A 26,489-nucleotide genomic window follows, 5' to 3' on the forward strand; every position below is an offset into this window, starting at 1 on the left:
CCAGCTCCTTTACGTCGCCAAAGGGAAATGAACAGATGAGATCTTACCGGTGTCGTCACCGGTGAGGCGCACACGGTCAGCACGCGGTGATGGCGCGCCCGGTGCGGGTCAGCGCGCGGCCGCCGCGAGGTGCTCCTCGACCATCCGCACGAAGTACGCGTGCACCCGGTGGTCGCCGGTCAGTTCCGGGTGGAAGGAGGTGGCCAGCAGGTTGCCCTGGCGCACGGCCACGATCCGGCTGTCCGGACCGTCCGCGGCGGGCAGCTCGGCCAGCACCTCGACGCCCGCGCCGACCGCCTCGACCCAGGGGGCGCGGATGAAGACGCCGTGCACCGGCGCGTCGTCCAGGCCCGCGAAAGCGATCCCGGACTCGAAGGACTCGTTCTGGCGGCCGAAGGCGTTGCGGCGCACCGTCATGTCGATGCCGCCGACGGTCTCCTGGTCCTCGCGGCCGTCCAGGATCTTGTCGGCCAGCATGATCATGCCCGCGCAGGTGCCGTAGACCGGCATGCCGGCGGCGACCCGCTCGCGCACCGGGTCCATCACGCCGAACAGCAGCGCCAGCTTGGACATGGTGGTGGACTCCCCGCCGGGGATCACCAGCGCGTCGACCTCGGCCAGTTCCTCCGCCCGGCGCACCGGACGGGCGAGCGCGTCGGCCTCGGCCAGCGCCACCAGGTGCTCGCGGACGTCGCCCTGCAGGGCGAGGACGCCGATGACTGGAGTGCTCACGGTCTTCAACCTCAATCGATCGTTACTACGGGACTACGTGGCGCGGCCCGCCGCAGCGCCGGAACGCTGCGGCGGGCCCGTGCCCTCGGAACCTGCGGGGCGACTACCAGCCGCGCTTGGCGTAGCGCTCGGTCTCCGGCAGGGTGTCGCAGTTGATGCCGACCATGGCCTCGCCCAGGTTGCGGGAGGCGTCCGCGATGACCTTCGGGTCGTCGAAGAAGGTGGTGGCCTTCACGATGGCGGCGGCGCGCTTGGCCGGGTCGCCCGACTTGAAGATGCCGGAGCCGACGAAGACGCCCTCGGCGCCCAGCTGGCGCATCAGCGCGGCGTCGGCCGGGGTGGCCACGCCACCGGCGGAGAACAGCACGACCGGCAGCTTGCCGAGCTCGGCGACCTCCTTGACCAGCTCGTACGGGGCGCGCAGCTCCTTGGCGGCGGCGTACAGCTCGTTGTTGTCCAGGGCGCGCAGCTGGCCGATCTCGTTCTTGATCTGGCGCAGGTGGCGGACGGCCTCGACGACGTTGCCGGTGCCGGCCTCGCCCTTCGAGCGGATCATGGCCGCGCCCTCGGCGATGCGGCGCAGCGCCTCGCCCAGGTTGGTGGCGCCGCACACGAAGGGGGTGGTGAAGGCGAACTTGTCCGAGTGGTTCACCTCGTCGGCCGGGGTCAGCACCTCGGACTCGTCGATGTAGTCGACACCGAGCGACTGCAGGACCTGGGCCTCGACGAAGTGGCCGATGCGGGACTTGGCCATCACCGGGATGGAGACCGCCTCGATGATCTCCTCGATCATGTTGGGGTCGGACATACGGGCCACGCCGCCGTCCTTGCGGATGTCGGCCGGAACCCGCTCGAGCGCCATGACGGCCACCGCGCCGGCGTCCTCGGCGATCTTGGCCTGCTCGGCGTTGACCACGTCCATGATCACACCGCCCTTGAGCTGCTCGGCCATGCCCCGCTTGACCCGGGCGGTGCCGATCTGCGGCTGGTCTGCGGTGGTGGGGGTGGTGGACACGTGAGACCTCACTCGAAGATGAACCAGTGCTATCGCCCTATGGTAGGCGGAACAGGTGGCCCATCCATGCGCCACCGAGTCCAGCCAGGACGACGGGACACGACAAACGGGCCGTATCCGTGGCCACCCTAAGCAGGCGCCCCCTCGGGCGTGAGAGCGGGCGGCGGAGCGTCGTCCATCTCGAAGGCCATCGGGAACGGCGCCTTCCCCGCCAGCCGGAAGTACCGCACCAGCCGGTGCTCGCGCACCGCCCGCGCCGCCCGCACCGCGTCGTTGTGGAACCGGCGGGCCATCGGCACCCGGCGCACCGCGGCCGTCAGCTCACGAACCGCCTCCTCGCCGCCCGGCTCGGCCACCAGCGCCGCCACCTGCTCCGGCTCCTCCAGCACCGCCCGCAGCGCCAGGCTCAGCTGGCTCTCCGCCACCTCGCGGTGCTCGTCCTCGGCCTGCCGGGCCGCGTGCGCCGCGTCCAGCAGCAGCAGCGAGGCCGCCGGATCCAGCAGCGAGGACGTCGCGAGCTCGATCGCCACCGACGCCCGGCGGACCAGCTGCGCGTCGAGCGCCGCCCGCGCGGCGTCGATCCGGGCGTGCAGCCGGTCCAGCCGGCCGGCCGTCCAACTCAGGTACATGCCGAAGAGCACCACGGCCACGCCGGCCCAGATCCAGGTAGTCACGGGCCGCTACGTTACCGGGTGTCACCGGCCGCCCCGACCGGCGTCAGCCCAGCACCACCGCGTTGCGGTAGCAGTCCCGGTCGATGTCCGCGATGTCCACCGCGCTGAACAGCCGGGCACCGGGCCGCGGCCGCACGTACTGGGCCACCAGCTTCAGCACGCCCTCGGCCAGCGCGGCCTTCGCCTCCGGCGAGCGCCCCGGGAAGATCTGGAACTCCACGAACACCTGGACGTCCCCGCTCATCCCGCTGGTCCCGACCACCAGCTCCTCGCTCGACCGGAACACCGTCTTGCAGGACTCCGGCTTCGCGTCGATCGTCTCCTCGGCGAGCCGGTTGATCGCCAGGCCCAGCGCCCGGCGGTCGAAGGTGCCGGCCAGGCCGGCCGAGTAGTCCACGGAGATCTGCGGCATCGGTTCCCCCATGCGGTCAGGCGGTACGGTCGCGCCCGACCCTAACCCCACCTACAGCCGGGCCGAGGCCGACCCCGCCGCGACCGGCCGGCGGCCACCGGATCAGTCCCGGGCCAGCCCGAACCTGCCGCGCCGCCCGCTGCGCACGTCCTCCTCGACCACCGCCGCGGCCCCGGCCGTCACCGTCTCGTACACCGCCAGGATGTCCGCGCCCACCGTCGACCAGTCGAACCGCCGCACGTGCCGCGAAGCCGCCTTCCGCAGCTCCTCCAGCCGCGCCGGATCACCCAGCAGCCGCAGCGCCGTACGGGCCAGCGCGTCCGCGTCCTCCACCCGGAACAGCTCGCCGGCGTCCCCACCGTCCAGCACCTGCTTGAACGCGTCCAGATCGCTCGCCAGCACCGGGGCGCCCGCCGACATCGCCTCGACCAGGATGATCCCGAAGCTCTCGCCACCGGTGTTCGGCGCCACGTACAGGTCCACGCTGCGCAGCAGCCGGGCCTTCTCCGCGTCGCTCACCATGCCGAGGAACTCCACCTGCCGGCGCACCTCCGGCGCGAGGCCCGCGACGGCCTCCTCCTCGTCGCCCTTGCCCGCCACCAGCAGCCGCACCCCCGGCCGCTCCGCCAGGATCCTCGGCAGCGCCGCCAGCAGCGTCGGCAGGCCCTTGCGCGGCTCGTTGATCCGGCCGATGAAGCCGATCGTGCCCGGCTCGCCCTTCGCCGCGTGGCCCGTCCACCGCTCGTCCGCCTCGGCCTCCGCGAAGAAGCCCACGTCCACGCCGTTGGGGATCACCACCGCGTCCCCGCCCAGGTGCTCCACCAGGGTGCGCCGGGCGTACTCCGAGACCGCGATCCGGGCCCGCATCTTCTCCAGGCCCGGCTGCAGGATCGGCGAGGCCGCGATCATCGCCCGCGACCGCGGGTTGGAGGTGTGGAACGTCCCCACCATCGGCCCGGTCGCCGACCAGGCCGCCAGCATCGACAGGCTCGGCGAGGCCGGCTCGTGCACGTGCAGGATGTCGAAGCGCCCGTCGTGCAGCCACCGCCGCACCCGCGCCGCCGACAGGATGCCGAAGCTCAGCCGGGCCACCGACCCGTTGTACGGCACCGCCACCGCCCGCCCGGCCGAGACCACGTACGGCGGCAGCGCCTCGTCGTCCTCGGCCGGCGCCAGCACCGACACCTGGTGCCCCAGGCCGATCAGGTGCTCGGCCAGATCCCGGATGTGGAACTGCACCCCACCGGGGACGTCCCAGTCGTACGGGCAGACGATGCCGATCTTCACGGATACCTCAAGCTCCTTCGGACGGTCGTACGGGCTCAGGACGGGTCGGGCTCAGCACGGGGCTCGGCACGCGCTCAGGACAGGTCGGACTCAGGACCCGGAAGCCTCGGCCGCGGGCTCCGGCGCCGCCTCCGCGCGCACCGCGGCGGGCTCCTCCACCGTCTCACGGGCCGGAAGGTCGGCCAGCCAGAACTTCTGCAGCATGTGCCAGTCCTGCGGGTACTCGCGGATCCCCCGCTCCCACACCCCGGCCATCGCCTGGGTCATCGCCCGGGTCCGCTCCTTGCGGTCGCCCTCCTCGGGCACCGTCACCTCGGGGTGGATCAGCGCCCGCAGCACCGGTCCCTCGTACCAGAGCGTCACCGGCAGCAGCGCCGCCCCGGTCCGCTGGCAGAGCGCCGCCGGACCGGCCGGCATCCGGGTCGCCTCACCGAAGAAGGTCACCTCGATGCCCGCCTCCGACAGGTCCCGGTCCCCCACCAGGCAGACCAGCCGGCCCTCGCGCAGCCGCCGCGCCAGCGTGCCGATCACGTTCACCGAACCACCGGTCAGCGCCAGGACCTCCATGCCCTGGCCCTCCCGGAACGCCACGAACCGGTCGAACAGCCGCTCCGGCTTCAACCGCTCCGCGACCGTGGTGAACGGGTAGCCCTGCTGCGCCACCCAGGTACCGGCCAGGTCCCAGTTGCCCATGTGCGGCAGCGCTATCACCGCGCCCCGACCGGACTCCAGCGCCCCCCGCAGGTGCTCGAAGCCGTCCACCCGCACGTCCCGGGCCACCCGCTCCCGGCTCCACACCGGCAGCCGGAACGACTCCATCCAGTACCGCAGGTACGACCGCATCCCGGCCCGCGACAGCGACCGCAGCCCGGCCTCGTCCAAGCCCGGACGGATCCGGCGCAGGTTCGCCTCCAGCTGCAGCACCCGCTTGCCGCGCTTGCGCCACGCGTAGTCCGCCAGCCGGTCGAACAGGCCCCGGGCCACCCGCTCCGGCAGGTGCTTCAACAGCCCCCAGCCCAGTGCGTACGCCCAGTACACCAGTCGGTCCGTCACCGCAGGACGCCCCCCATCAGCTCCCGGCCGCCACTCGGTCGGCCTCGAACGCCTCGCGGCGCACGGTCAGCATCCGCTGGAACACCGTCACCAGGCTGCCCACCGCCACCAGCCACAGCGCCACCGGCAGCAGCCACTCCACGTACGGCACACCGAACGTGTGCAGACCCGCGACACCGGCCGCCACCAGGCTGGCCACCAGCCGCTCGGCCCGCTCCACCAGCCCCGACACGTCACACGGCAGGCCCTGGCTCTCCGCCCGCGCCTTGGTGTACGACACCACCAGGCCGCTCGCCAGGCAGAAGATCGACACCGCGCACAGCAGGTCGTTGTCGCCCTTGCCCGCGTACCACATGGCCAGGCCGCCGAAGATCGCCGCGTCCGCGACCCGGTCCAGCGTGGAGTCCAGGAAGGCCCCCCACTTGCTGCTCCGGCCCAGCTGCCGCGCCATGTTCCCGTCCACCAGGTCCGAGAAGATGAACAGCGTGATCGTGATGGTGCCCCAGAAGAACTCCCCACGCGGGAAGAACACCAGCGCACCGGCCACCGAACCGGCGGTACCGACCAGCGTCACGGCGTCCGGGCTCACGCCCAGCCGGATCAGGAACGCGGCGAACGGGGTCAGAACACGTGTGAAGAAGGCACGCGCGTATTTGTTGAGCATGGCCTTCCCAGCCGCCCCGATCTTCCAGATACCCGCCTGGCGCAACACACGCGGCAGACGGCCCGACGGATCAGCCCGCCCGGCGCACCCATCGTAGCCACGCCGACGACACGCTCGACCGCACGCACCGCCGGACGCCGCCCCGCCACGACACGCACACGTACGGTCACCGGCCGGCCGTACGACACGTACCCCGGTCAGCCGCACGGCACGCGCCCGGACAGGACCCGACCCTAGACTGCGATGGACAGCCTCGGCGCTACGGGAGGAGACCCCGATGCCCGACCGCAGCACGGCACGAGCCGGCCAGGCGCCCGCCGTCACCGGCCCCCGGGACCTGCGCAACGTCGTCCTCATCGGCTCCAGCGGTGTGGGAAAGACCACCCTCGCCGAATCCCTCGCCCACGCGGCCGGCGCCACCGGCCGCGCCGGCCGCGTCACCGACGGCACCACCGTCTCCGACCACGAACCCATCGAGCACCAGCAGCAGCGCTCCGTCCAGCTCGCGCTCCTGCCGCTCGAATGGAAGGGCGTCAAGATCAACCTGATCGACCCGCCCGGCCACCCCGACTTCGGCGCCGACCTGCGCGCCGCCCTGCACGCCGCCGACGCCGCCGTCTTCGTCGTCTCCGCCACCGACCCGGTCACCGCCCCCACCCGCGCCCTGTGGCGCGAATGCGCCGCCGAGGGCATCCCCCGGGCCATCGCCGTCGCCAAGCTCGACCTCGCCCGCACCGGCTTCGACGACATCCTCACCACCTGCCACGACGCCTTCGAACTCGGCCCGGACACCCTCCGCCCGCTGTTCCTGCCCGTCCTCCACGACGGCCGGCCCGACGGCAGCGTCGACCTGCTCACCGGCGACACCTACGGCGACGCCACCCCCCTCCCCGACACCGGCCCCGCCCACGACAGCCTCGTCGAGGCCATCTCCGGCCAGGACGACACCCTCATGGAGCGCTACCTCGCCGGCGACACCCTCGACGCCGACTCCCTCGAAGCCGGCCTGCGCCGCGAAGTCCTCGACTGCGCCCTCCACCCCGCCGTCCCCACCAGCGACAACGGCCTCGGCGCCGCCGAACTCCTCGACCTCATCGCGCACACCTTCCCCGACCCCACCGAACGCACCCGCCCCGGCCCCGACTGCGACCCCGACGCCCCGCTCGCCGCCCAGGTCGTCCGCGTCACCGGCGACGCCTACGTCGGCCGGATCAGCCTGCTGCGCGTGTACGCCGGCACCCTGCGCCCCGACACCAAGATCCACCTGGTCGGCCCCGCCCACACCGCCGACCAGAACGGCGACGAACGCGTCACCGCGCTCACCAGCCCCTTCGGCAAACTCCAGCGCCCCGTCCCGCACGCCGTCGCCGGCGACTTCGTCTGCGCCGCCAAACTCACCACCGCCCGGGCCGGCGACACCGTCCACGACCCCGGACACCCCGTCGAACTCGACGGCTGGACCCTCCCCGAGCCGCTGCTCCCGATCGCCGTCGAAGCCCACAGCAAGGCCGACGACGACAAGCTCTCCCAGGCCCTCACCCGCCTCGCCGCCGAGGACCCGGCGCTACGCCTCGAACAGAACCCGGACACCCACCAGCTCGTCCTCTGGTGCACCGGCGAGGCCCACGCCGAAGTCGTCCTCGACCGGCTGCGCAGCCGCCACGGCGTCCACGTCGACACCGTCGAACCCAAGGTCGCCCTGCGCGAGACCTTCGGCACCGCCGCCGCCGGCCACGGCCGGCTCGTCAAACAGTCCGGCGGCCACGGCCAGTACGCCATCTGCGACCTGGAGGTCGAACCCCTCCCGGCCGGCTCCGGCTTCGAGTTCCAGGAACACGTCGTCGGCGGCGCCGTCCCCAAGCACTTCATCCCCTCGGTCGAGAAGGGCGTCCGCGCCCAGCTCGCCAAGGGCGTCTCCACCGGCTACCCGCTCGTCGACGTCCGGGTCACCCTCACCGACGGCAAGGCCCACTCCGTCGACTCCTCCGACGCGTCCTTCCAGAACGCCGCCGCCCTCGCCCTGCGCGACGCCGCCGAACACGCCGTCATCCGCCTGCTCGAACCCGTCGCCGCCGTCAGCGTCCTGGCGCCCGACGACTACCTCGGCGCCGTCCTCGGCGACCTCTCCGCCCGGCGCGGCCGCGTCCTCGGCACCGAGACCGGCGGCCCCGGCCTCACCCTGCTGCGCGCCGAGGTCCCCGAGCTCGAACTCACCCGCTACCCGGTCGACCTGCGCGCCCTCACCCACGGCACCGCCGAGTTCACCCGCGCCTACCTGCGCCACGAACCCATGCCGGCCGCCCTGGCCGAGCGCCACACCGGCTGAACGACCGTACGGACGACCGGACTTACCCGCACCTACGCCCGGCCGACGCCGCGGTCGGGCAGCGCACAGGCCGCCGTACCCCCCGGCATCCGGTGCCGGTTGCGCGCCACCCACCGGTAGGCCAGACCCGCCACCGGCCGCACCGGCGCCAGCGTCAACACCGCGCCCAGGTACGCCCACACCCCGCCGGAGCGCATCAGCAGCCGCGCGACCGCCTGCGCGCCCCCGTAAACCCGCCCGGCCGGCGTCACCCACAGCACCTCGCGCTCCGCCCGCTCCGCCGACACCTCACCCCGGCCGCCGGCCCGCGCGTCCAGGGCGTCGAGGTCCGCGAACTGGAACGCCACCGGCTCCCAGCCCCCCGAGGCCAAGGTCTGCCGCAGGTACCGCTCCCCCCACCGCACGCACGACGAACAGAACGCGCAGTCCCCGTCGAAGACCAGCACCGGATCCTTCACAGCGGTTCCCCTTTCCTCGCCTCCACCCACCATCCTCCTCCACCCCACACCGACCCGCTCCCGCGGGTATCGACCTGCCCGAACATGGGCATCATGCCTCCCGGGCCCGGTGCGGCTCGATCGTGACGGTACTTCAGACGATCATCCGCGCGGGGGTGCCGCAGCACGGTAACCTGCCGCTGACAAGGGGAGGAGGGGACGCCACCGTGACCACACTCGACATGACCCCGGGTGCGCAGATACCCCGGACCGACGCCGGCCCGCAGACCGCCGTCACCCAGGCGCTCTCCTCGGCCGCGTACCGCGACGGCGAGATCGGCGGCTTCGTCACGGCCGTCACCGACGCCAAGGAGAAGAAGGGCCGCTTCGCCCTCTTCCGCCCCAACCTCGGCGAGGCCTTCAGCAAGGCCCTGGTCTCGCGCGCCCTCGGCGGGGAGCGCAAACCCATCGTCCCCGCCTTCGGCGTCGACACCCGCCAGGTCGTCGAACACTGCCTCGCCGCCGAGGAACTGCGCAACACCCGTGACCGGCAGCTCACCACCGTCACCCTCGTCACCGGCGCGCTCTTCCTCCCCGGCACCCTGCTCTGGCTCGCCGCCTTCCAGGTGCGCGCCTGGCTCAAGCGGGACAACCCCAAGAACGCCGCGGCCTACGGCGGAATCGTGCTCGCCCTGGCCGCCGCCCTCGCCGTCTTCCTGGTGCTGCGCCCGCCGGCCGCCGGCGTCCTCGGCGTCTACCTGCGGGTCACCATGCTCGCCCCGGTCATCGGCTGGTACCTCGCCCGCCGGATCGTCGAGCGCTCCGCCAAGGACCTGCGGGGCCGCTGGCAGTCCCTGGTCGAGGGCTCCGCCGTCGCCGCCACCGTCGCCAAGGCCGTCCCCCGCGACGACCTCGACAAGAAGGCCACCGCGCTGCGCGACAAGCTCGGCCGCCTGGACGGCGAGCAGGAGACCAACGTCCACCACTACGCCGGCCCCAAGGGCATCCTCGGCGCCGGCCGCCGCTGGGGCGAGTGGCGCCTCGCCGACACCCTCCACCCCGCCGAGGGCCACGCCGACTTCCGGGCCTTCCACCCCTGGGACCTGATCCGCCGGATCTCCTCCCACCTCAAGGGCCTCGGAATCAGCCATGTCGCCAACAGCGGCATGCCCAACGTCACCATCAAGCAGTGGGTGGTCTTCGACATCGGCGAGGGCGCCGACGAGATCAGCCGCCCCGGCAACGCTGACATGGACGGCGACCGGATGCGCGACTTCGCCGTCCAGAGCATCGCCGACAAGCAGACCTTCTCCGGCGGCCCCCGGCACTACCTCGCCACCCAGTTCATCACCCACGACGGCAAGCTGGTCCTCACCTTCACCATCACGGTGACCCTGCTCGCCGACGTGCTGAACATCTCGGTCGCCGGCTACGCGCTCGGCCCGGTCAAGGGCGTCTTCTTCGACAAGCCGAAGGACAAGGAGAAGACGGTCTCCAAGACCGTGAAGTTCTGGGAGGAGCGCACCATCAAGCTCCCCCTGATCGACAACGACGAGGTCGTCCGCCAGGCCGTCCGCGCCCCCTTCTACCGGATGCCCGGCCTGCTCGGCTGGCTCGGCGGCGGGCTCGGCCTGCCCGAGCCGTTCGGCCTGCGGCACGTCTGGGCCGGCCGTGCCTGGGACAACCGCTCCATGGTCGACAACGCCATGAACGCCTCCGTCCCGGTGCTCAACGCCGTCCACACCGCCACCCTGGAGTTCCTCCGGGAGCACGACCTCGACGCCGACCGCTTCTTCAAGACCCGCACCTCGATCATCAAGTCCGAGGCGCAGAGCCCCCGGCCGTACGACGTCGACACCTTCAACGCCGGCTGAGCCCGGCCGGCGCCGGACGGACGAAGGGGCCCGCCACCGATCTCCTCGGTGACGGGCCCCTTCGCATGCCTGGGGTCAGCCCTGCGGCCAGACCTCGGCCAGCATCTTCCGGGTGTCCGCCAGCAGCTGCGGCAGCACCTTGGTGTGGCCGACCACCGGCATGAAGTTGGTGTCCCCGCCCCAGCGCGGCACCAGGTGCTGGTGCAGGTGCGCCGCGATCCCGGCACCGGCCGCCGTGCCCTGGTTCATCCCGATGTTGAACCCGTGCGCCCCGGAGGCCGCCCGCAGCGCCGTCATCGCCTTCTTGGTGAAGTCCGCCAGCTCGGCCGTCTCCGCCCCGTCCAGCTCGGTGTAGTCGGCCACGTGCCGGTACGGGACCACCATGAGGTGCCCCCCGTTGTACGGGTACAGGTTCAGCACCGCGAACACCGCGCTCCCCCGGGCGACGACCAGCCCGTCCTCGTCGCTCAGCGACGGGATCGAGCAGAACGGACAACCGTCGTCCGGAGCCGGGCCGGTGGGCTTGTTCTCACCCTGGATGTACGCCATCCGATGGGGGGTCCACAGGCGGCGGAAGCCGTCCGGCTCCCCGACGCCCCGCTGCAGTTCCGGCTCAGTCGTCATGCTGATCAGCATATTCGCCCGACGGTGGATGCAAAGCCGCGCGGGGCAGACTCATCGAGAGCCTGCCCCGCGCGTGACGGTCGTGCTACCGGATCAGACCTGGATCCGGTTCTTCACCGCGTCCACGATCTCCGCGACGGCGTCCGCGACCGGGACGCCGTTCTTCTGCTCGCCGTTGCGGTAGCGGAAGGAGACCGCACCCGCCTCGACGTCGTCGTTGCCGGCGATCAGCATGAACGGGACCTTGGTCTTCTGGGCGTTGCGGATCTTCTTCTGCATCCGGTCGTCCGAGGTGTCCACCTCGACCCGGATCCCCTGCTTCTTCAGCTCGGCCGCGACCTCCAGCAGGTACGGCACGTGCTCGTCGGTGATCGGGATGCCGGTCACGGTGACCGGGGCCAGCCACGGCGGCATGGCGCCGGCGTAGTGCTCCAGCAGCACCGCGAAGAAGCGCTCGATCGAGCCGAACAGCGCGCGGTGGATCATGACCGGCCGCTGGCGCGAGCCGTCCGCCGCGGTGTACTCGAGGTCGAAGCGCTCGGGCAGGTTGAAGTCGAGCTGGATGGTGCTCATCTGCCAGGTTCGGCCGATGGCGTCGCGCGCCTGCACCGAGATCTTCGGGCCGTAGAAGGCCGCGCCGCCCGGGTCCGGCACCAGCGGCAGGCCCTGCTTCTCGGCCACGGCCGCCAGGACGGCGGTGGCCTCCTCCCAGGTCTCATCCGACCCGACGTACTTGACCGGGTCCTTGGTCGACAGCTCCAGGTAGAAGTCGGTCAGACCGTAGTCGCGGAGCAGGTTGAGCACGAAGGTCAGCGTGGAGTCGAGCTCCTCCGCCATCTGCTCGCGGGTGCAGTAGATGTGGGCGTCGTCCTGCGTGAAGCCGCGGGCCCGGGTCAGGCCGTGCACCACGCCGGACTTCTCGTAGCGGTACACCGTCCCGAACTCGAAGAGGCGCAGCGGCAGTTCACGGTACGAGCGGCCGCGCGCGTCGAAGATCAGGTTGTGCATCGGGCAGTTCATCGGCTTGAGGTAGTAGTCCACGCCCTCGTCGAGCTGCATGGGCGGGTACATACCGTCCGCGTACCAGTCGAGGTGGCCGCTCTTCTCGAAGAGCTTCCCCTTGGTGGCGTGCGGGGTGTAGACGAACTCGTAGCCCTCTTCCTCGTGCCGCTTGCGCGAGTAGTCCTCCATGGCCCGGCGGATGATGCCGCCCTTGGGGTGGAAGACGGCGAGGCCGGAGCCGATCTCCTCGGGGATGGAGAAGAGGTCCAGCTCGTTGCCGAGCTTGCGGTGGTCGCGCTTCTCGGCCTCGACCAGGAAGTCGAGGTGGGCCTTCAGCTCGTCCTTGGTCGGCCAGGCGGTGCCGTAGATGCGCTGCAACTGCGGGTTCTTCTCGCTGCCGCGCCAGTAGGCGGACGCGTTGCGCATCAGCTTGAACGCCGGGATGTGGCGGGTGCTGGGCAGGTGCGGGCCGCGGCAGAGGTCGCCCCAGCACTGCTCGCCGCTCTTGGCGTCCAGGTTGTCGTAGATGGTGAGCTCGCCGGTGCCGACCTCGACGTCGGCACCCTCGCCGGCGGTGGCGGCGGAGCCCTTGAGGCCGATCAGTTCGAGCTTGTACGGCTCGGCGGCCAGCTCCTCGCGGGCGGACTCGTCGGTGACCACGCGGCGGGAGAACTTCTGCCCGCGCTTGATGATCTCCTGCATCTTCTTCTCGATGGCCTTGAGGTCATCGGGGTGGAAGGGCTTCTCGACGTCGAAGTCGTAGTAGAAGCCGTCCTTGACCGGCGGGCCGATGCCCAGCTTGGCCTCGGGGTAGAGCTGCTGCACGGCCTGGGCCATGACGTGCGCGGTGGAGTGGCGCAGGATGTCGAGGCCGTCCTTGCTGCCGATCTCGACCGGCTCGACCTCGTCGCCGTCCTGGACGGCGTAGGCGAGGTCCTTGAGCTGGCCGCCGACGCGGGCGGCGATGATCGAGCGGTCGTCGGCGAAGAGCTCGGCGGCCGTGGTGCCCGTCGTCACCACGCGCTCTTCCCGATCGGGTTCGCGGCTGATGATTACCCGGACGTCCGTCACCGGTCTCTCCTGACGTGCTGGATTTCAGAGGACGCAACACTGCGCTGCGCGTGACGATGGTACCGAGAGCGCCGCCCCCGCCGTCCACCTACGCCCCTGCTCCCCCTTCTTCCGGCCCCTCCCCGAGCGCCTTCAGCAGTCGCTCGCGGTCCCCTTCCTCCCAGCCGCACAGCTCCAGCCCGTGCGGGCGGGTCAGCCGACGGAAGCCGCCGTGCCGCTCCAGCCGGCCGGAGACCCGGACCGGGAGGCCGGCCAGGTGGGCCTCGGCGGCGAGCCGGTAGTCGGGGTCGGGCAGCCGGAGCTTGAGCTCGCGGACCTCGGCGCCGCCGAGCACCCGCAGCCGTACCGAGCCCGGTCCGGCCGGGTCGGCGCGCTTGAGCCGGGTGACCACGCCGACCACGGTGACGGCGACGGCGGGTTCGATCCGTTCCAGCAGTTCGGCGGCCTCGGTGAGGGCGGGCAGGTCGCCGGGCGAGAAGTCGAGGACGACCCGGCGGTCCCCGAAGCCGCCCGGTGTCCCGGCGGCGGGCGACCAGGCGACGGTGAGCCGGGCCGCCGTCGTACCGCGCACGAGCTCCTCGACGGACTGCACGAGCTCCCGGCTGACCCCGGCCTGGACGGCGTTCTCGAAGGCCTCGGGCCCGCCGCTGACCCGGCGGTAGTCGACCGCGTCGCGCAGCGCCTCCAGGGCGCGCACCAGGGTGGTGACGGCGGCCCGGCCCTCGGGGGCGGGGGTGTAGGCGGTGAGGGCGGCGCCCTGTTCGACCACGAGGACGCGGTCCAGGAAGTCCCCGGCGGGGCCGTCCAGCCGGGCGCCGAAGTAGGCGGCCCTGGTGCGGGCGGCCTTGGCCCCGGCGGCGAGCATCCCGCGCGCGGCCTGCCGGAGCCGCTCGGCGTCGTCCCAGGGGGTGGCCTCGGCGGGGCCGGGGGCTTCGCGGCGCCAGCGCAGTTCGTCGCCCGGCACGGCGAGGGCGAGCAGGATCGAGCGGGCGGAGGGGGTGCGGGAGCGGGAGAGCGCGGTGACGGCGTCGGCGAGGAGGTCGACGGCGTCGTCGAATCCCTCCCCGGCCGGGACCAGGAGGCTGGTGCCGGGTTCGCCGTCGGGCGGGGTCCAGCGACCGTAGCGGGCGGCCGGGCCGCCCCGGCGGACCCAGCCGTGCCGGGCGAGCAGGGTGGCCAGCACCGCGGGGTCCACGGTGGCCGGGTCGGGCAGGGCCCGGGGCGGCTCGCCCGGTTCGTACGGCGGTGTCATGGGGTCGGCTCCTCGCTGTGGGGGCCGGGCGCGGTCACGGGCTTCCGCCCGCGCCGACCCGGGCCATGATGTCGCAGAGCGCGCGGTCGTCGAAGACCTTGTCGGTGGGCACCCGGACGTTGGTCCGCCGCTGCCCGGTGACCGGGTGGCCGGCCAGGTTGACCCAGTAGCAGCAGTGCCGCAGCTCCAGGGCGTCCGGGCGGGCCCGGAGCCAGTGGTCGACCCGGCTCGGCAGCAGCATCACGACCAGGATCCGGGGCACGGCGACCCGGGAGCGGGCGAGCTTGCGCAGGTGGTCGTTGTCCAGGGTGAAGCTGAAGAACCGGCCGGCCGGGTCGGGGGCGATCTGCTGGGTGGCCTTGAGCTGGATCTTGATGGTGACCTCGTCGTCCACCTCGTGCGCCCGGGAGCCGTGGTTGACCTGCCAGTCGATGCCGTTGTCCGGGAACGGCTGGGAGAGCGAGCAGCCGGCCGCCGCGGCGACCGCGTGCAGGTAGCCGACCTGCAGCGTCTCCATGCAGGCGGTGACCGCGAGGTTCCCCCGCAGGACGGCCGCCGCCTCGTCGGGCTGCGGCTGTGTCAGTGCCATCGCCCCGTGGCCTCCCCCGGCTCCGGGCCCGTCCGGATTCGAACGGGCGGGTCGATTCGAACGGGACAGTCAAGGGCAGGATCCCCGGTCCCGCCTGGGCCAAACGGGTTGAAGGAGCGTCAGAACCGGGTATCAACCGGGCGCGGAACGCACGCCTGAGGGGCAGTCATGCAGCAGCACTGGTACACCGGCCCACTCGCCTCCTTCGACACCGAGACCACCGGCGTGGACGTGGAGAACGACCGGATCGTCTCGGCCGCCCTGGTCGTCCAACTCGCCCCGGGCGCACCGGTGCGGACCACCACCTGGCTCGCCGATCCGGGCGTCCCGATCCCGGACGGCGCCCGTGCGGTGCACGGCATCACCGACGAACAGGTCCGGCTGCACGGCCGGCCCGCCCGCACGGTGGTGGCGGAGGTCACCCGCGCGCTGGCGGCGCAGGCGCGGGCCGGCCGTCCGGTGGTGGTGATGAACGCGCCGTACGACCTGACGCTGCTGGACCGGGAGTTGCGCCGGCACCACGGGCTGACGCTGATCGGCGGCCTGGAGGCGGCCGGGCTGCTGGTGCTGGATCCGCGGGTGCTGGACAAGCACGTGGACCGCTACCGCAAGGGCCGCCGGACGCTGACCGACCTGTGCGCCCACTACGGGGTGGAGCTGACCGGGGCGCACGAGGCGGCGGCGGACGCGGCGGCGGCGCTGGCGCTGACCCGCCGAATAGGCGCCCGCTACCCGGCGGCGCTCGGCGACCTGACGGCGGCGGAGCTGCACCTGCGGCAGGCGGTCTGGCACGCGGCGCAGGCGCGCGGGCTGCAGAGCTGGTTCGACCGCTCGGGGGTGGCGGAGCGGGTGGACCTCTCCTGGCCGTTGCGGCCGGCCCGGTGCGGCTGCGGGCGCCGGCTGGAGCCGGAGCACGGCTGCGAGGCGGCGGCGTAGCGGGCGGTTCCGACGGCATCGGGCCCGAACGCGCCGCAGGCCCTGACCGATTTCCTGGTCAGGGCCTGCGTGCTGTCCGGTGGGCGATACTGGGATCGAACCAGTGACCCCTTCGGTGTGAACGAAGTGCTCTCCCGCTGAGCTAATCGCCCGGGCAACGAGATGAACTCTAGCACCATTCGGGGGTCGTCGTACAACTCGCCCTTCCGGGGGTGCGCCGACGCATCCGCAGAACTCGCGCCGGGCGCGGAAGGTGACTGTGCCTCAGGCGATTACCGACGGCCCTTCAGGCGGATTCCGGAAATACACGTGAGGCCCAGCCGATAATCGGCTGGGCCTCACGTATCACAATGCATTCCGGTGGGCGATACTGGGATCGAACCAGTGACCCCTTCGGTGTGAACGAAGTGCTCTCCCGCTGAGCTAATCGCCCGGGTGCAGGGAAAACATTACCGCATCCAGGAGGGTGGTCCGAACACCCTCCCGGCTCCCCCGGCCCGAGCCCGGCCGCTCAGCTCTCACTCAGCCGCCAGGGGACGGCCAGGCCGTAGCGGGCGAAGTACCAGCCGCCCGCGCCGGCGAGGACGGCCAGCCCGATCGCGGTGATCGTCAGGTTGCGGCGGCGCACCCTGGGGTCCAGGGCCCGCTGGGCCGCCTCCGCCACCTTGCGGCGGGTCCAGCTCAGGACCAGCCGGGCCCAGGCGAACTCGGTGGCCCAGATCCCCATGCCCAGGAAGATCACCACCCAGCCGGGGCCTGGCATCGGCAGCATGACCACCCCGAGCCCGACCACCACCAGGCCGGCCAGGAAGACCGCCGCCTGCCAGGCCCGGTGCAGCGCCGGGGAGCGGCGCACGAAGGCCGGGGCCCGGGAGCCGGCCGCCCTTGCCCGCCGCGTCATCCGGATGGAGACCTTCACCCGTTCTCGTGTTCCCGCCCGTCTTGTCGTTTCGCACAGTCATGCCAGGAAACTAACCAAGAAGTGCCTCGGTAATGCCCGGCCCGGCCGCACCGGGACGATTCCGCAATGCGCCGTAAGGGGTACGACTCGCGCCCGAATCGGGACAGAGGGGTTTACATCGGTCTTGGGGGTGGGATGGTCCGTTCGCCGACGTGCGATTCCCCGAGCGCACACTGAGCGAAAGGCCATGGCGCTTATGAACACCACGGTCAGCTGCGAGCTGCACCTGCGCCTCATCGTGTCCAGCGAGTCCTCACTGCCCGTCCCCGCGGGCCTGCGCTACGACACCGCCGACCCCTACGCCGTGCACGCCACGTTCCACACGGGCGCCGACGAGACCGTGGAGTGGGTGTTCGCCCGAGATCTCCTCGCGGAGGGGCTGCACCGACCCACCGGTACCGGCGACGTCCGGGTGTGGCCGTCGCGCAGTCACGGGCAAGGGGTGGTCTGCATCGCGTTGAGCTCTCCGGAAGGAGAAGCGCTGCTGGAGGCCCCTGCCCGCGCGCTTGAGTCGTTCCTCAAGCGGACGGACGCCGCGGTGCCACCCGGCACCGAACACCGCCACTTCGACCTCGACCGGGAGCTGTCCCACATCCTCGCCGAAAGCTGAACTCGACCGGAGGCGGTCAAGCCCCGCCGACGGCGGGGCCGCACCCCCTGCCGTCATCGCAGCCGTCCTACTCGGGGGCACGGCAGCGGACTCAGCCGCGCACGACGCGGTCTCGGGGCCGGTGGACGGCCCGCTCCCACCGGAGCGGGTCCGCGGCACCGCGAGCGCCCGGCATCGGGGCCGGCCACCCAAGCGGGTGGCCGGCCCCGATGCCGGGCGCCGATGTCTTTGTGGGGCTCCGAGGGCCCGGCGGTGCCCGGTTTCGGACGCTCTGACGGGATCCGTACACGCTTTCGAAAGAAGGCGCCGCCCTTACGGCACAAGGCCCGGTATGGTCTGGGGGTAACCGTGGACGCGGGGTATCGGAGTCCCCCTGCGCGAGGAGCCCCCAACGTGCTGATCACCCATGACACCGAGTGCGCGCTGAGCATCCTCGTGGAACTGCTCAACACCGCGCCCGAGGTGTGCGGCGCCGAGCGGCTGCCGGACGTCGCCGCGCTCGACGCCTTCGTGGTCCGCCAGGAGATCAGCGAGATCGACTCGCTGACCGAGGACGACCTGCACCGGGTGCACGAGCTGCGCACCAAGCTGCGCGAGGTCTTCGCGATGGAGTCCACCGCGGCCGCCGCCGAGCTGGTCAACGCGATCGTCGCGGCCGCCGGCACGACGCCCCGGCTCACCGACCACGACGGCCACGACTGGCACATCCACTACTTCGCGCCGCACGCCGCGCTCGGCGACCACCTGGCGGCCGAGCTGGGCATGGCGCTGGCCTTCATCCTGATGGCGGGCGAGCGGGAGCGGCTGCGCCGGTGCGAGGCACCGGACTGCGCGCGGGTCTTCGTCGACCTCTCCCGCAACCGCTCGCGGCGCTACTGCGACAGCCGTACCTGCGGCAACCGGCTGCACGTCGCCGCCTACCGGGCGCGGCAGCGCTCGGCGGAGTCCGTTCCCTCCGCCTGAGCGCCACGTCGGGCCGCTGGGCGCGGCCCTCGGTCAGATCCCGCGCTCGGCCCCCGGTCAGATCCCGCGCTTGCGGAGGATCTCCTCGATGTCGGCGAAGTCGCCCAGGCCGTCCTCGCGCTTGCCCCCGGCCTGCTTCTTCGGGGCCTTGGGCGCCGGGGCCACCGCCGGGCGCTCGGGCGCCGGGCCCGCGGCGGCGGGGCGCTCGGGCGCGCCCTCCACGGCGCTGCCGCGGCGGCCCACCCAGCGGGTGGTGACCAGCAGCGCGGCGGAGACGCCGAGCAGCACGACACCCACCCACACCCGGGGGTCGAAGACCAGCTTGGCCGCCCAGTCGGTGAAGGCCCGGCCGATCGTGCTCGCCAGCGGGAACAGGCCGGTCAGGTAGAGGCCGGCGGGCAGCAGGGCGACCGCGAACCAGCGGGTCGCCGAGAGGAAGCGCCGCTTGTAGGCCCGCAGGCCCGCGACGGCCACCCCGCCCGCCGTGAGGATGAAGCTGATCGCCGCGCTCAGCACGGGGCCACCCCTTCGCGTCCGTTCGTCCCGGTCATCGGTGCCTCCCTGTCGGTCCGGCCTCGGACGCACCGCCGGCCGGAGCGGGCGCCCACTAGTGGAACACTGGGGGAATGATCGATGGTTCCCTCCCCCGCCTCGAGTTCTGGTGCGACCTCCAGTGCCCGGACTGCCGCACCGCGCTGGACGACGTCCGGGCGCTGCGCGCCCGGTACGGCGACGCCCTGTCCGTGGAGCTGCGGCACTTCCCGCTGGAGAAGCACAAGCACGCCTACGCCGCCGCCGAGGCCGCCGAGGAGGCGTTCGCCCAGGGCCTGGGCTGGCCGTTCGTCGAGGCGCTGCTGGCCAGGGTCGAGGAGCTGGACGCGCGCGGGCAGCAGGTGCTGCTGGACGTCGCCCGGGAGGTCGGGGCGGACGTCGAGGAGGTCGACACCGCGCTGATCGACGGCCGGCACATGCTGACCGTCGACGCCGACCAGGCCGAGGGGAAGGCGATCGGGGTCACCGGCACGCCGACGTACGTGATCGGCCGCGAGCGGCTGGACGGCGGGAAGAGCCAGGAGGGGCTCCGGGAGCGGATCGAGGCCGTCGTCGAGGCGGCCGTCGAGGCGGCGAAGACGTCCTGACGGCACGTCAGAGCGCCTTGCCGTAGAGGCGTTCGGTGACCCGGTAGCCGAGCGAGCCGTAGAGCCGGACGGCGACGGCGTTGTCGGCGAAGACGTTGAGGCCGAGGTTGCGCACGCCGGCGGCGAGGCACTCCCGCTCGGCGAGCAGCATCAGGGTGCGGCCGTGTCCCCGGCCCCGGTGGGCCGGGGACACCTCGACCACCATCACCCAGGCGAGCGGTTCGCCGTCCGGCAGGTCGCGCAGGTGCAGGGCCAGCCAGATCGAGCCGTACGGGCCGGGCCCGCCGTCGGCGCCGTACAGGCTGCTGAGGACGACGCCCGGGGCCCCGACACCCTCCGGCAGCCGGTGCCGCCGTCCGCCGTCCACCTTGGCGCGGGCCTGCGTCTCGGTGAGGCCGGAGGCGACGAGCGCCCGGGTGAAGCGCTCCGCGCCCTCGTCGAGCCAGGCGCTGAGGGCTTCCGCGCCGATCGGGCGCACGGCAAGTCCGGTGGGCAGCGCCGGGGCGTCGGTCAGGCGCTTGCTCATGGTCCGCATCCGCTCGGTGTAGCCGAGGGTGGCGGCGAGGGAGCGGGCGATCGACGCCGGCTCGGGGATCCGGACGTCCACCCGGACGCAGCCCCAGCTGCGCAGCACCTCCTCCGCGGCGAGCGCGCCGAACGTGCCCCGGCCCCGGCCGCGCGCTTCGGAGACTTCCAACTCGGATATCTCACCCCAGAGTTGGCCGCCGTTCGGGGTGGCGGTGGTGCGCAGCGCGCCGACCGGGTGGCCGTTCGACAGGATCCGCCAGCGTCTGGTGCGGCCGCCGGCCGCGATGGGTGTCTCCGGGCCCTCGGGGCGCAGCGTGGTGGTCATGTGCTGCTCCCTTCCCCTTGCTCGGACGGTTATCCACGGGGCCGTCCGCCGGGCCGTCCACCCGGCCGGTTCCGTCGCCCGGGGGCGGGGATCACGGGGTGGGGTTCACGGGTCGAGGTCGTCGCCGGCGCGCTCGGTGAAGACGGCCATGGCCTTGGCGGTGACGGGGCCGATGCCGGGCAGTTCGCGGTCGTCGACGCGGGTGACGGCCTGGACGTCGCGGGTGGTGGAGGTCAGGAAGACCTCTTCGGCGTCCTGGAGGGCGTCGAGCGGGAGGTCGGCCTCCTCGGCGCCGCACCAGTCGATGACGAGCCGGCGGGTGATGCCGGCCAGGCAGCCGGAGGCGAGCGCGGGGGTGAGCAGGCGGCCGCCGATGACCACGAAGACGTTGGAGCCGGTGCCTTCGCAGAGCCGGCCGGCGGTGTTGGCGAACAGGGCCTCGGAGGCGCCGGCCCGGTGGGCGGCGGCCAGGGCGACGACGTTCTCGGCGTACGAGGTGGTCTTGAGGCCGGCGACGGCACTGTGCTCGTTGCGGCGCCAGGGGACGACGGCGACGGCGGTCTCGTCGGGGCGGCGGTTGATGGCGCCGAGGGCGACCACGAGGGTGGGGCCGGTGGTGCCGCGCTCGGAGCCGAGCGGGGCCTGGCCGCCGGTGTAGGTCACCCGCAGGCGGCCGAGCGGTGCGGGGTTGGCGGCGAGGACCTGGGCGCAGGCCTCGCGGACCAGGTCGTGGTCGGGGTCCGGCAGGCCGAGGCCGCGGGCGGAACGGGTGAGCCGGTCGAGGTGCCGGGTGACCGCGAAGGCCCGGCCGTCGACGGTCTTCATGGTCTCGAAGACGCCGTCGCCGGTGGTGAGGCCGTGGTCGAGGACCGAGACGGCGGCGTCGGCGGAGTCGACGAGCCTGCCGTTGACCCAGCTCGTGGTGCGGTTGTGCATGGAGGGGTGCTCCTCAGCGGTGGGCGGTGCTGCTCATACCCCGGTCGGGTCGGGTTCGCTGCCCGACGCTATCGCGACCAGGCGGGCGGCCTTCAGTTCGGTTTCCGCCCACTCGCGTTCGGGGTCGGAGCCCCAGGTGATGCCGGCGCCGGTGCCGAAGCGCAGCAGGGGTGCGCCGGGGTCGGTCCGGTCGAGCCAGAAGGTGCGGATGCCGACGGCGAGCTCGGCCTCGCCGCGGTCGGCGTCGACCCAGCCGACGGCGCCGCAGTACGGGCCGCGCGGGGCGGTCTCCAGGGCGTCGATGATCCGCAGGGCGCTGGACTTGGGGGCGCCGGTGACGGAGCCGGGCGGGAAGGTGGCGGCGAGGAGCTCGGGCCAGCCGGCGTCCTCGCGCAGGGTGCCCTCGACGGTGGAGACCAGGTGGACCAGGCCGGGGTGCTTCTCGACGGCGCAGAGGTCGGGGACGGTGACGGTGCCGGTGTCGCAGACGCGGCCGAGGTCGTTGCGGACCAGGTCCACGATCATCACGTTCTCGGCGTGGTCCTTGTCGAGGAGGTCGGCCTCGGTGCGGCCGGTGCCCTTGATCGGGCCGGAGGAGACGGTGTGGCCGGTGCGGCGCAGGTAGAGCTCGGGCGAGGCGGTGGCGATCTCGACGCCGTGCTCGGGCAGCCGGATGGTGCCGGCGTAGGGGGCGGGGTTGCCGTGGGCGAGGAGGCCGGTGAGGGCGTCGATGTCGCTGAGGTCCGGGTCGGGCAGCGGTGCGGTCAGCACGCGGCAGAGGTTGGCCTGGTAGACCTCGCCGGCGGCTATGTGCTCGCGGATGCGGCGTACGCCCGCGGTGTAGGCGGCGCGGTCGAGGGAGCTGTGCCAGCTGCCGGCGTCCGGGCCGCGCCAGCCGGCGCCGGAGGGCGGGGCCGGGGCGGGGCGGACCCGGTCGAAGCGGGCGCAGGTCAGCCGGCCCTCGAAGTCGTAGGCGACGGCCCAGTGACCGGAGGAGTCGAGGGCGGCCGGGTCCGAGGTGACGTCGCGCAGCCCGGTGGCCAGGCGGCCGCCGAAGCGGGCGAGCGGGGTGCGGGGGTCGGGGTGGCCGGACACGGTTCTCCTGCGCGGTGCTTGGGCGGCGGTGCCTGAAGTGTAGGTCGGGGGCGCGGGCGCGGCCCTGGTGAGCGCCTGTGCGACGGGGCGTACGGGCCGGAGCGCGGCCGGGACGGGAGTCGGGGTGTGAGCGGTTCCGGGCGTCGTGCGGGTGTGCGTCGGGTGGCCTGCGGATGATCGTCCGGGAGCGCCGCAGGTGGCGGGCGGTGGCCGTCCGCGGTGGCTGACGGAACGGCACGCGGAGGACATCCCCGCGGCACGCTGCGGGAACGGATTTTTAGCTGGCCCGGGAATCCGCTAGAGTTCAACACGTCGCCAGGGAGCGCAGCCGGGAAAACCGGCCGGGGCCCTGGGAGACAGGCGGACGTAGCTCAGTTGGTAGAGCATCACCTTGCCAAGGTGAGGGTCGCGAGTTCGAATCTCGTCGTCCGCTCGATGGAGAACAGTGTAAGATCGTTCTTCATGCGTTGCCTGGTGGAGTGGCCGAGAGGCGAGGCAACGGCCTGCAAAGCCGTGTACACGGGTTCAAATCCCGTCTCCACCTCCAAGAGGGTCCCCCGGTTCAACCGGGGGCATCCCCCTGCGCGCGATTAGCTCAGCGGGAGAGCACTACCTTGACACGGTAGGGGTCACTGGTTCAATCCCAGTATCGCGCACGTCGGATCCTTCGGGGTCTGCTGCAAGACCGCCTCACCAGGCGCGATTAGCTCAGCGGGAGAGCACTACCTTGACACGGTAGGGGTCACTGGTTCAATCCCAGTATCGCGCACGTCGGGCCCTTCGGGGTCTGCTGCAAGACCGCCTCACCAGGCGCGATTAGCTCAGCGGGAGAGCACTACCTTGACACGGTAGGGGTCACTGGTTCAATCCCAGTATCGCGCACGTCGGGCCCTTCGGGGTCTGCTGCAAGACCGCCTCACCAGGCGCGATTAGCTCAGCGGGAGAGCACTACCTTGACACGGTAGGGGTCACTGGTTCAATCCCAGTATCGCGCACAGTAACGGCCGGGGCCGCGATCCGTCAGGGTCGCGGCCCCGGCCTCTTGCGTTCGCCGGCCGTGTCGGCCGTGTTGGCGGTTCTGTGGCGAAGCACCGGACATCAGGGAAACCGAAGAGCCGCGTACGGACGCCCTCACCGACGTCCGTACGCGGCGTCTCCGCCTGCCGGGGCGCTCTGCGCACCGCTCTCGCCCGTCCGCGTGTCATCGCGGCCGCGGCCTCCCCGGCGGCACCGCTCCCCGTCCCCAGGGGATCGATGCCCGTCCTGTGGCCGCCCCCTGGGGGACGGCGGGTCCTACTCGGGTGCTCCCGGCATTCGGGTGCTCCCGGCTCTCAGTTGCTCCCTGCTCGCCCCGCCGTCCTCAGCGGCCGATCAGATCGGCGACGGCCTGGGCCTGGTTCGCCATCTGGTCCCACCCGCCGAAGAGCAGCATCAGGAGCACGGCGCACGGCAGGGCCATGGCCAGCGCCACCGCGGGGTGCCGGGTGGGCTGCTCGGTGGTGGACCGGGTCTGGACGAAGGCCGGCCGACGGCGGCGGGGGGTTCCCGTGAGCTGTGCCATGCCCTTGCTCCTGATCCGGTCGAGTTGGCGCGGTGGACGGCTTACCTCGGGGGACGAGCTCCCCGTCCACCGCTGGACACAACGCTATTGGTCGGGGGCCCCTGCGGACGTCATGCCGTCGTACTGTTCCTCGGACGTCCCGGAGGATGACGGACCGCCTCAGGGCCTACTACCGGAGGGGGAGGGAAGCCTCGGCCGACCCCCGGGGGAACCCTGAGGGGTAACCCCGAGAAACGATCCGGCACCCCTGTGACCTGCGGGTCAGCGCAAGATCAGACAATCGCACGGCGGCTTCAGGTGTTGCGTATCAGCACACCGCAGCAGGCAGTCCGTAAGCTGTGCCAGACAGGAACTGACGATGGCCCAACCGACGGGGCCTCAACCACGGGCTGACGGGGAACGGACATGGCGATGATGCGGCTGAGGCGTGAGGACCCCCGCATCGTCGGGCCGTACCGCCTGCACCGGCGACTGGGCGCCGGCGGCATGGGCGTGGTCTACCTCGGCTCCGACCGCCGCGGCCAGCGCGTCGCCCTCAAGCTGATCCGCGCCGAACTCGCCGAGGACACGGAGTTCCGCACCCGCTTCGCCCGCGAGATCGCCGCCGCCTCCCGGATCCGCGGCGGCTGCACCGCGCGCGTGGTCGGCTCCGACATCGAAGCCGACCGGCCCTGGCTGGCCACCGCGTACGTACCCGGGCCCTCGCTGTACAAGCGGGTCGGCGACGAAGGACCGATGAGCTGGCCCGAAGCCGCCCGGATCGGAGCCGCGCTCGCCGACGGACTGGTCAAGGTGCACGAGGCCGGGGTCGTCCACCGGGACCTCAAGCCGTCCAACATCCTGCTCTCCCCGCGCGGCCCGCGCATCATCGACTTCGGCATCGCATGGTCGCGCGGCGCCAGCACGCTCACCCACGTCGGCACCGCCGTCGGCTCCCCCGGCTTCCTCGCCCCCGAGCAGGTCCGCGGCGCCGCCGTCACACCGGCCACCGACGTCTTCGCCTTCGGGGCCACCCTCGCGTACGCCCTCACCGGCGACACCCCCTTCGGATCCGGGGCGTCCTCCGAGGTGATGCTGTACCGGGTCGTCCACGAGGAACCCGACCTGTCCGCGGTACCGCCCCAACTCGCACCGCTCATCCGGGCCTGCCTCGCCAAGGAACCCGCCGAACGGCCCGGCGCGGCCGCCCTCCACGAACGCCTCAGCGAACTCGCCGCACGCGGCGCGGCCGCCGGAGCCGCCGGCCCCGGAACGCGCGCGCCCCGACCCGGGCGCGGCGCACCCGCCGCCCCGCAGGACGGTGCCCGGCAGGGTGTCCCGGCCCCCGGACGCTCCCCCGAGCCGCCCGGCGTGGCACGGGCCAGAGCCGGCGCCGGCCGCCCCGGCGCGCAGGCCGCGGGCACCGCCGGGCGGCGCCCGCTCCCCCGGCCCGAGCCCACCCCCGTCACCCGACCGCTGCGGAGCCGGCCCGAACGACCGCAGACACCTCCCCCCGGCCGCCCCGGCCCCCGCGACCGGGGCCGCCAGCACACCCCCGCCCCCGGCGTACGGCCCGGCACCTCGCGGCAGCGGCTGCTGCGGCAACGGCTGGTGGTCTTCGTCACCGTGACCATCGGCGTGGCCCTCGCCATCGCCGCGGCACAGGGCTGCGAGAACCGGGACAGCCAGGGACTGAAGCCGTCCACCGGGGCCGCCGTCGTGAGCACGGACACCGGTGCACGGGGCGGCGGCGAACTCGCCGTGCCGGGGACATCGGTGGACGTCGCCCCGCAGGCCTCGGCCACACCGCTCCCGGCCGCCGCGCGCGGCGGGGCCGCGGACGGCGCCCTGGCCGCCCCCCAAGGGCCGCTGCCCGCCGTCGACTGGCCGAACCGCAGCTACCCCGACGGGGCCGGCGGACCCGCCATCGCCCTGCGCGACGGACACTCCGCCGGCGCCGGGCCCCAGGTCGCGCTCAGCGCGGTGCTGCCGGCCCGGTACAAGGGCCAGCCGGCCGCGGTCGTCGTGCTGCGCCGGGCCGAGGGCTCCGCACCGGTCGACCTCGTCCAGCTCTACACCTTCGCCGGGGACACCCCGGTCGCCACCACCTCCCGCACCTCGGCCGCCGACCCACAGGCGACGGCCACCTGGCGGCTGGACGGCACCGCGGTCGTCCGCGAGGAACGCGTCGCCGCCACCGGCGCGACCACCTCCACCCGCTACACCGTCCGCGCCGACGGCACCCTCGACGAGTCCTGGCCCGGCGCCCCCGGCAGCACCACCCCACCCCCCGCCGCCGCCCCGGCCCCGCCCACCTCCCCAGCCAGCTGACCTACGGGGAACAGCCGCTGACCCCTGGCCCGAAGGGGAGCGGCACCCCATCCGCACGAGCGCACAGGAAGTCGAGCGGATCGACTTCTGGTGCTGCGGTGTGCCCGGGGCCA

The 26,489-nt window shown here is 72.9% G+C and carries 24 protein-coding genes, 8 tRNA genes and 1 pseudogene; 13 read left to right on the plus strand and 20 right to left on the minus strand.

Annotated features, from left to right (window positions below; all coding sequences use genetic code 11):
- Positions 1-108: 108 nt before the first annotated feature.
- The 7 genes from pdxT to pgsA all read right to left on the minus strand — a co-directional run bounded on the left by pdxT (position 109) and on the right by pgsA (position 5,837).
- A complete protein-coding gene (gene pdxT, locus ACYP53_RS28605; RefSeq protein ID WP_189916614.1) occupies positions 109-732 on the minus strand; it encodes a pyridoxal 5'-phosphate synthase glutaminase subunit PdxT in 624 nt (207 codons plus the stop codon).
- Positions 733-835: 103 nt separating this feature from the next.
- Positions 836-1,747 carry a pyridoxal 5'-phosphate synthase lyase subunit PdxS gene (gene pdxS / locus ACYP53_RS28610; RefSeq protein WP_189916612.1) on the minus strand — a complete coding sequence of 304 codons (912 nt, stop codon included), beginning with the start codon at positions 1,745-1,747 and terminating at the stop codon, positions 836-838.
- Between the two features lie 128 nt (positions 1,748-1,875).
- Positions 1,876-2,376 carry a hypothetical protein gene (locus ACYP53_RS28615; RefSeq protein ID WP_189917272.1) on the minus strand — a complete coding sequence of 167 codons (501 nt, stop codon included), beginning with the start codon at positions 2,374-2,376 and terminating at the stop codon, positions 1,876-1,878.
- Between the two features lie 88 nt (positions 2,377-2,464).
- Positions 2,465-2,833: a 5-carboxymethyl-2-hydroxymuconate Delta-isomerase gene (locus ACYP53_RS28620; protein ID WP_459649537.1), complete on the minus strand. Its 369-nt coding sequence runs from the start codon at positions 2,831-2,833 to the stop codon at positions 2,465-2,467.
- Positions 2,834-2,935: 102 nt separating this feature from the next.
- Complete coding sequence (locus tag ACYP53_RS28625; RefSeq protein ID WP_459649538.1) at positions 2,936-4,120, minus strand: glycosyltransferase family 4 protein; 1,185 nt, start codon at positions 4,118-4,120, stop codon at positions 2,936-2,938.
- A 90-nt stretch (positions 4,121-4,210) separates the two neighbouring features.
- Positions 4,211-5,173 carry a phosphatidylinositol mannoside acyltransferase gene (locus ACYP53_RS28630; protein WP_229928644.1) on the minus strand — a complete coding sequence of 321 codons (963 nt, stop codon included), beginning with the start codon at positions 5,171-5,173 and terminating at the stop codon, positions 4,211-4,213.
- Positions 5,174-5,189: 16 nt separating this feature from the next.
- The gene (gene pgsA, locus ACYP53_RS28635; RefSeq protein ID WP_459649539.1) at positions 5,190-5,837 is read right to left on the minus strand and encodes a phosphatidylinositol phosphate synthase; all 648 of its coding nucleotides are present in this window, start codon (positions 5,835-5,837) and stop codon (positions 5,190-5,192) included.
- Positions 5,838-6,114: 277 nt separating this feature from the next.
- On the opposite strand from pgsA, the gene ACYP53_RS28640 reads away from it, so the two are divergent.
- A complete protein-coding gene (locus ACYP53_RS28640; protein WP_189916604.1) occupies positions 6,115-8,163 on the plus strand; it encodes an elongation factor G-like protein EF-G2 in 2,049 nt (682 codons plus the stop codon).
- Positions 8,164-8,195: 32 nt separating this feature from the next.
- Here the strand turns inward: ACYP53_RS28640 and ACYP53_RS28645 are convergent, their stop codons facing one another.
- Positions 8,196-8,621, minus strand: a complete 426-nt coding sequence (locus tag ACYP53_RS28645) for a thiol-disulfide oxidoreductase DCC family protein (protein WP_459649540.1) — start codon at positions 8,619-8,621, stop codon at positions 8,196-8,198.
- 206 nt (positions 8,622-8,827) lie between these two features.
- On the opposite strand from ACYP53_RS28645, the gene ACYP53_RS28650 reads away from it, so the two are divergent.
- Entirely contained in the window at positions 8,828-10,474 is a 1,647-nt protein-coding gene (locus ACYP53_RS28650; protein WP_459649541.1) for a hypothetical protein, read from the plus strand.
- Positions 10,475-10,549: 75 nt separating this feature from the next.
- Here ACYP53_RS28650 and ACYP53_RS28655 read toward each other — a convergent pair whose 3' ends face one another.
- The 4 genes from ACYP53_RS28655 to ACYP53_RS28670 all read right to left on the minus strand — a co-directional run bounded on the left by ACYP53_RS28655 (position 10,550) and on the right by ACYP53_RS28670 (position 15,012).
- On the minus strand, positions 10,550-11,110 hold the full coding sequence (locus ACYP53_RS28655) for an HIT family protein (RefSeq protein ID WP_459649542.1): 561 nt from the start codon (positions 11,108-11,110) through the stop codon (positions 10,550-10,552).
- 81 nt (positions 11,111-11,191) lie between these two features.
- Positions 11,192-13,171, minus strand: coding sequence for a threonine--tRNA ligase (thrS, locus tag ACYP53_RS28660; RefSeq protein ID WP_459649543.1), 1,980 nt, complete (start codon positions 13,169-13,171; stop codon positions 11,192-11,194).
- An 88-nt stretch (positions 13,172-13,259) separates the two neighbouring features.
- On the minus strand, positions 13,260-14,423 hold the full coding sequence (locus tag ACYP53_RS28665; protein ID WP_459649544.1) for a hypothetical protein: 1,164 nt from the start codon (positions 14,421-14,423) through the stop codon (positions 13,260-13,262).
- A gap of 34 nt (positions 14,424-14,457) precedes the next feature.
- Positions 14,458-15,012, minus strand: coding sequence for a DUF4365 domain-containing protein (locus ACYP53_RS28670; RefSeq protein WP_189916592.1), 555 nt, complete (start codon positions 15,010-15,012; stop codon positions 14,458-14,460).
- Positions 15,013-15,180: 168 nt separating this feature from the next.
- Between ACYP53_RS28670 and ACYP53_RS28675 the strand changes: the two genes are divergently transcribed.
- A complete protein-coding gene (locus tag ACYP53_RS28675) occupies positions 15,181-15,948 on the plus strand; it encodes an exonuclease domain-containing protein (RefSeq protein ID WP_459649545.1) in 768 nt (255 codons plus the stop codon).
- A gap of 80 nt (positions 15,949-16,028) precedes the next feature.
- Here the strand turns inward: ACYP53_RS28675 and ACYP53_RS28680 are convergent.
- The 3 genes from ACYP53_RS28680 to ACYP53_RS28690 all read right to left on the minus strand — a co-directional run bounded on the left by ACYP53_RS28680 (position 16,029) and on the right by ACYP53_RS28690 (position 16,849).
- Positions 16,029-16,100: transfer RNA gene (locus ACYP53_RS28680), tRNA-Val, on the minus strand.
- 209 nt (positions 16,101-16,309) lie between these two features.
- Positions 16,310-16,381, minus strand: a tRNA-Val gene (locus ACYP53_RS28685).
- Between the two features lie 78 nt (positions 16,382-16,459).
- Positions 16,460-16,849, minus strand: a complete 390-nt coding sequence (locus ACYP53_RS28690) for a TIGR02611 family protein (protein ID WP_459649546.1) — start codon at positions 16,847-16,849, stop codon at positions 16,460-16,462.
- A 256-nt stretch (positions 16,850-17,105) separates the two neighbouring features.
- Between ACYP53_RS28690 and ACYP53_RS28695 the strand changes: the two genes are divergently transcribed.
- Both ACYP53_RS28695 and ACYP53_RS28700 read left to right on the plus strand, forming a co-directional pair.
- Complete coding sequence (locus tag ACYP53_RS28695) at positions 17,106-17,519, plus strand: SsgA family sporulation/cell division regulator (protein WP_030056266.1); 414 nt, start codon at positions 17,106-17,108, stop codon at positions 17,517-17,519.
- A 393-nt stretch (positions 17,520-17,912) separates the two neighbouring features.
- On the plus strand, positions 17,913-18,482 hold the full coding sequence (locus ACYP53_RS28700) for a CGNR zinc finger domain-containing protein (RefSeq protein ID WP_189920765.1): 570 nt from the start codon (positions 17,913-17,915) through the stop codon (positions 18,480-18,482).
- A gap of 57 nt (positions 18,483-18,539) precedes the next feature.
- Here ACYP53_RS28700 and ACYP53_RS28705 read toward each other — a convergent pair whose 3' ends face one another.
- Positions 18,540-18,998: a hypothetical protein gene (locus ACYP53_RS28705; RefSeq protein ID WP_189920767.1), complete on the minus strand. Its 459-nt coding sequence runs from the start codon at positions 18,996-18,998 to the stop codon at positions 18,540-18,542.
- 110 nt (positions 18,999-19,108) lie between these two features.
- Here ACYP53_RS28705 and ACYP53_RS28710 point away from each other — a divergent pair, with 110 nt between their 5' ends.
- Positions 19,109-19,621, plus strand: a complete 513-nt coding sequence (locus ACYP53_RS28710; protein ID WP_459649547.1) for a DsbA family protein — start codon at positions 19,109-19,111, stop codon at positions 19,619-19,621.
- Positions 19,622-19,628: 7 nt separating this feature from the next.
- Here the strand turns inward: ACYP53_RS28710 and ACYP53_RS28715 are convergent, their stop codons facing one another.
- From ACYP53_RS28715 to ACYP53_RS28725, 3 genes are all read right to left on the minus strand, one after another.
- Positions 19,629-20,474 carry a GNAT family N-acetyltransferase gene (locus ACYP53_RS28715; protein WP_459649548.1) on the minus strand — a complete coding sequence of 282 codons (846 nt, stop codon included), beginning with the start codon at positions 20,472-20,474 and terminating at the stop codon, positions 19,629-19,631.
- Between the two features lie 105 nt (positions 20,475-20,579).
- A complete protein-coding gene (locus ACYP53_RS28720; protein ID WP_459649549.1) occupies positions 20,580-21,410 on the minus strand; it encodes an aminotransferase class IV in 831 nt (276 codons plus the stop codon).
- A 33-nt stretch (positions 21,411-21,443) separates the two neighbouring features.
- Complete coding sequence (locus ACYP53_RS28725; protein WP_459649550.1) at positions 21,444-22,505, minus strand: chorismate-binding protein; 1,062 nt, start codon at positions 22,503-22,505, stop codon at positions 21,444-21,446.
- Between the two features lie 360 nt (positions 22,506-22,865).
- On the opposite strand from ACYP53_RS28725, the gene ACYP53_RS28730 reads away from it, so the two are divergent.
- The 6 genes from ACYP53_RS28730 to ACYP53_RS28755 all read left to right on the plus strand — a co-directional run bounded on the left by ACYP53_RS28730 (position 22,866) and on the right by ACYP53_RS28755 (position 23,500).
- Positions 22,866-22,938, plus strand: a tRNA-Gly gene (locus tag ACYP53_RS28730).
- Positions 22,939-22,978: 40 nt separating this feature from the next.
- Positions 22,979-23,052 (plus strand) — tRNA-Cys (locus ACYP53_RS28735).
- Positions 23,053-23,089: 37 nt separating this feature from the next.
- A tRNA-Val gene (locus ACYP53_RS28740) sits at positions 23,090-23,161 on the plus strand.
- A 41-nt stretch (positions 23,162-23,202) separates the two neighbouring features.
- Positions 23,203-23,274: transfer RNA gene (locus ACYP53_RS28745), tRNA-Val, on the plus strand.
- 41 nt (positions 23,275-23,315) lie between these two features.
- A tRNA-Val gene (locus ACYP53_RS28750) sits at positions 23,316-23,387 on the plus strand.
- Between the two features lie 41 nt (positions 23,388-23,428).
- Positions 23,429-23,500, plus strand: a tRNA-Val gene (locus ACYP53_RS28755).
- Positions 23,501-23,865: 365 nt separating this feature from the next.
- On the opposite strand, the gene ACYP53_RS28760 is transcribed toward ACYP53_RS28755, so the two are convergent.
- Positions 23,866-24,066: a hypothetical protein gene (locus ACYP53_RS28760; RefSeq protein ID WP_189920778.1), complete on the minus strand. Its 201-nt coding sequence runs from the start codon at positions 24,064-24,066 to the stop codon at positions 23,866-23,868.
- A 405-nt stretch (positions 24,067-24,471) separates the two neighbouring features.
- On the opposite strand from ACYP53_RS28760, the pseudogene ACYP53_RS28765 reads away from it, so the two are divergent.
- Positions 24,472-25,719: pseudogene (locus ACYP53_RS28765) on the plus strand (serine/threonine-protein kinase); the annotation flags it as partial.
- Between the last annotated feature and the right edge of the window lie 770 nt (positions 25,720-26,489).

The sequence above is a fragment of the Kitasatospora sp. Ki12 genome, assembly GCF_054601375.1.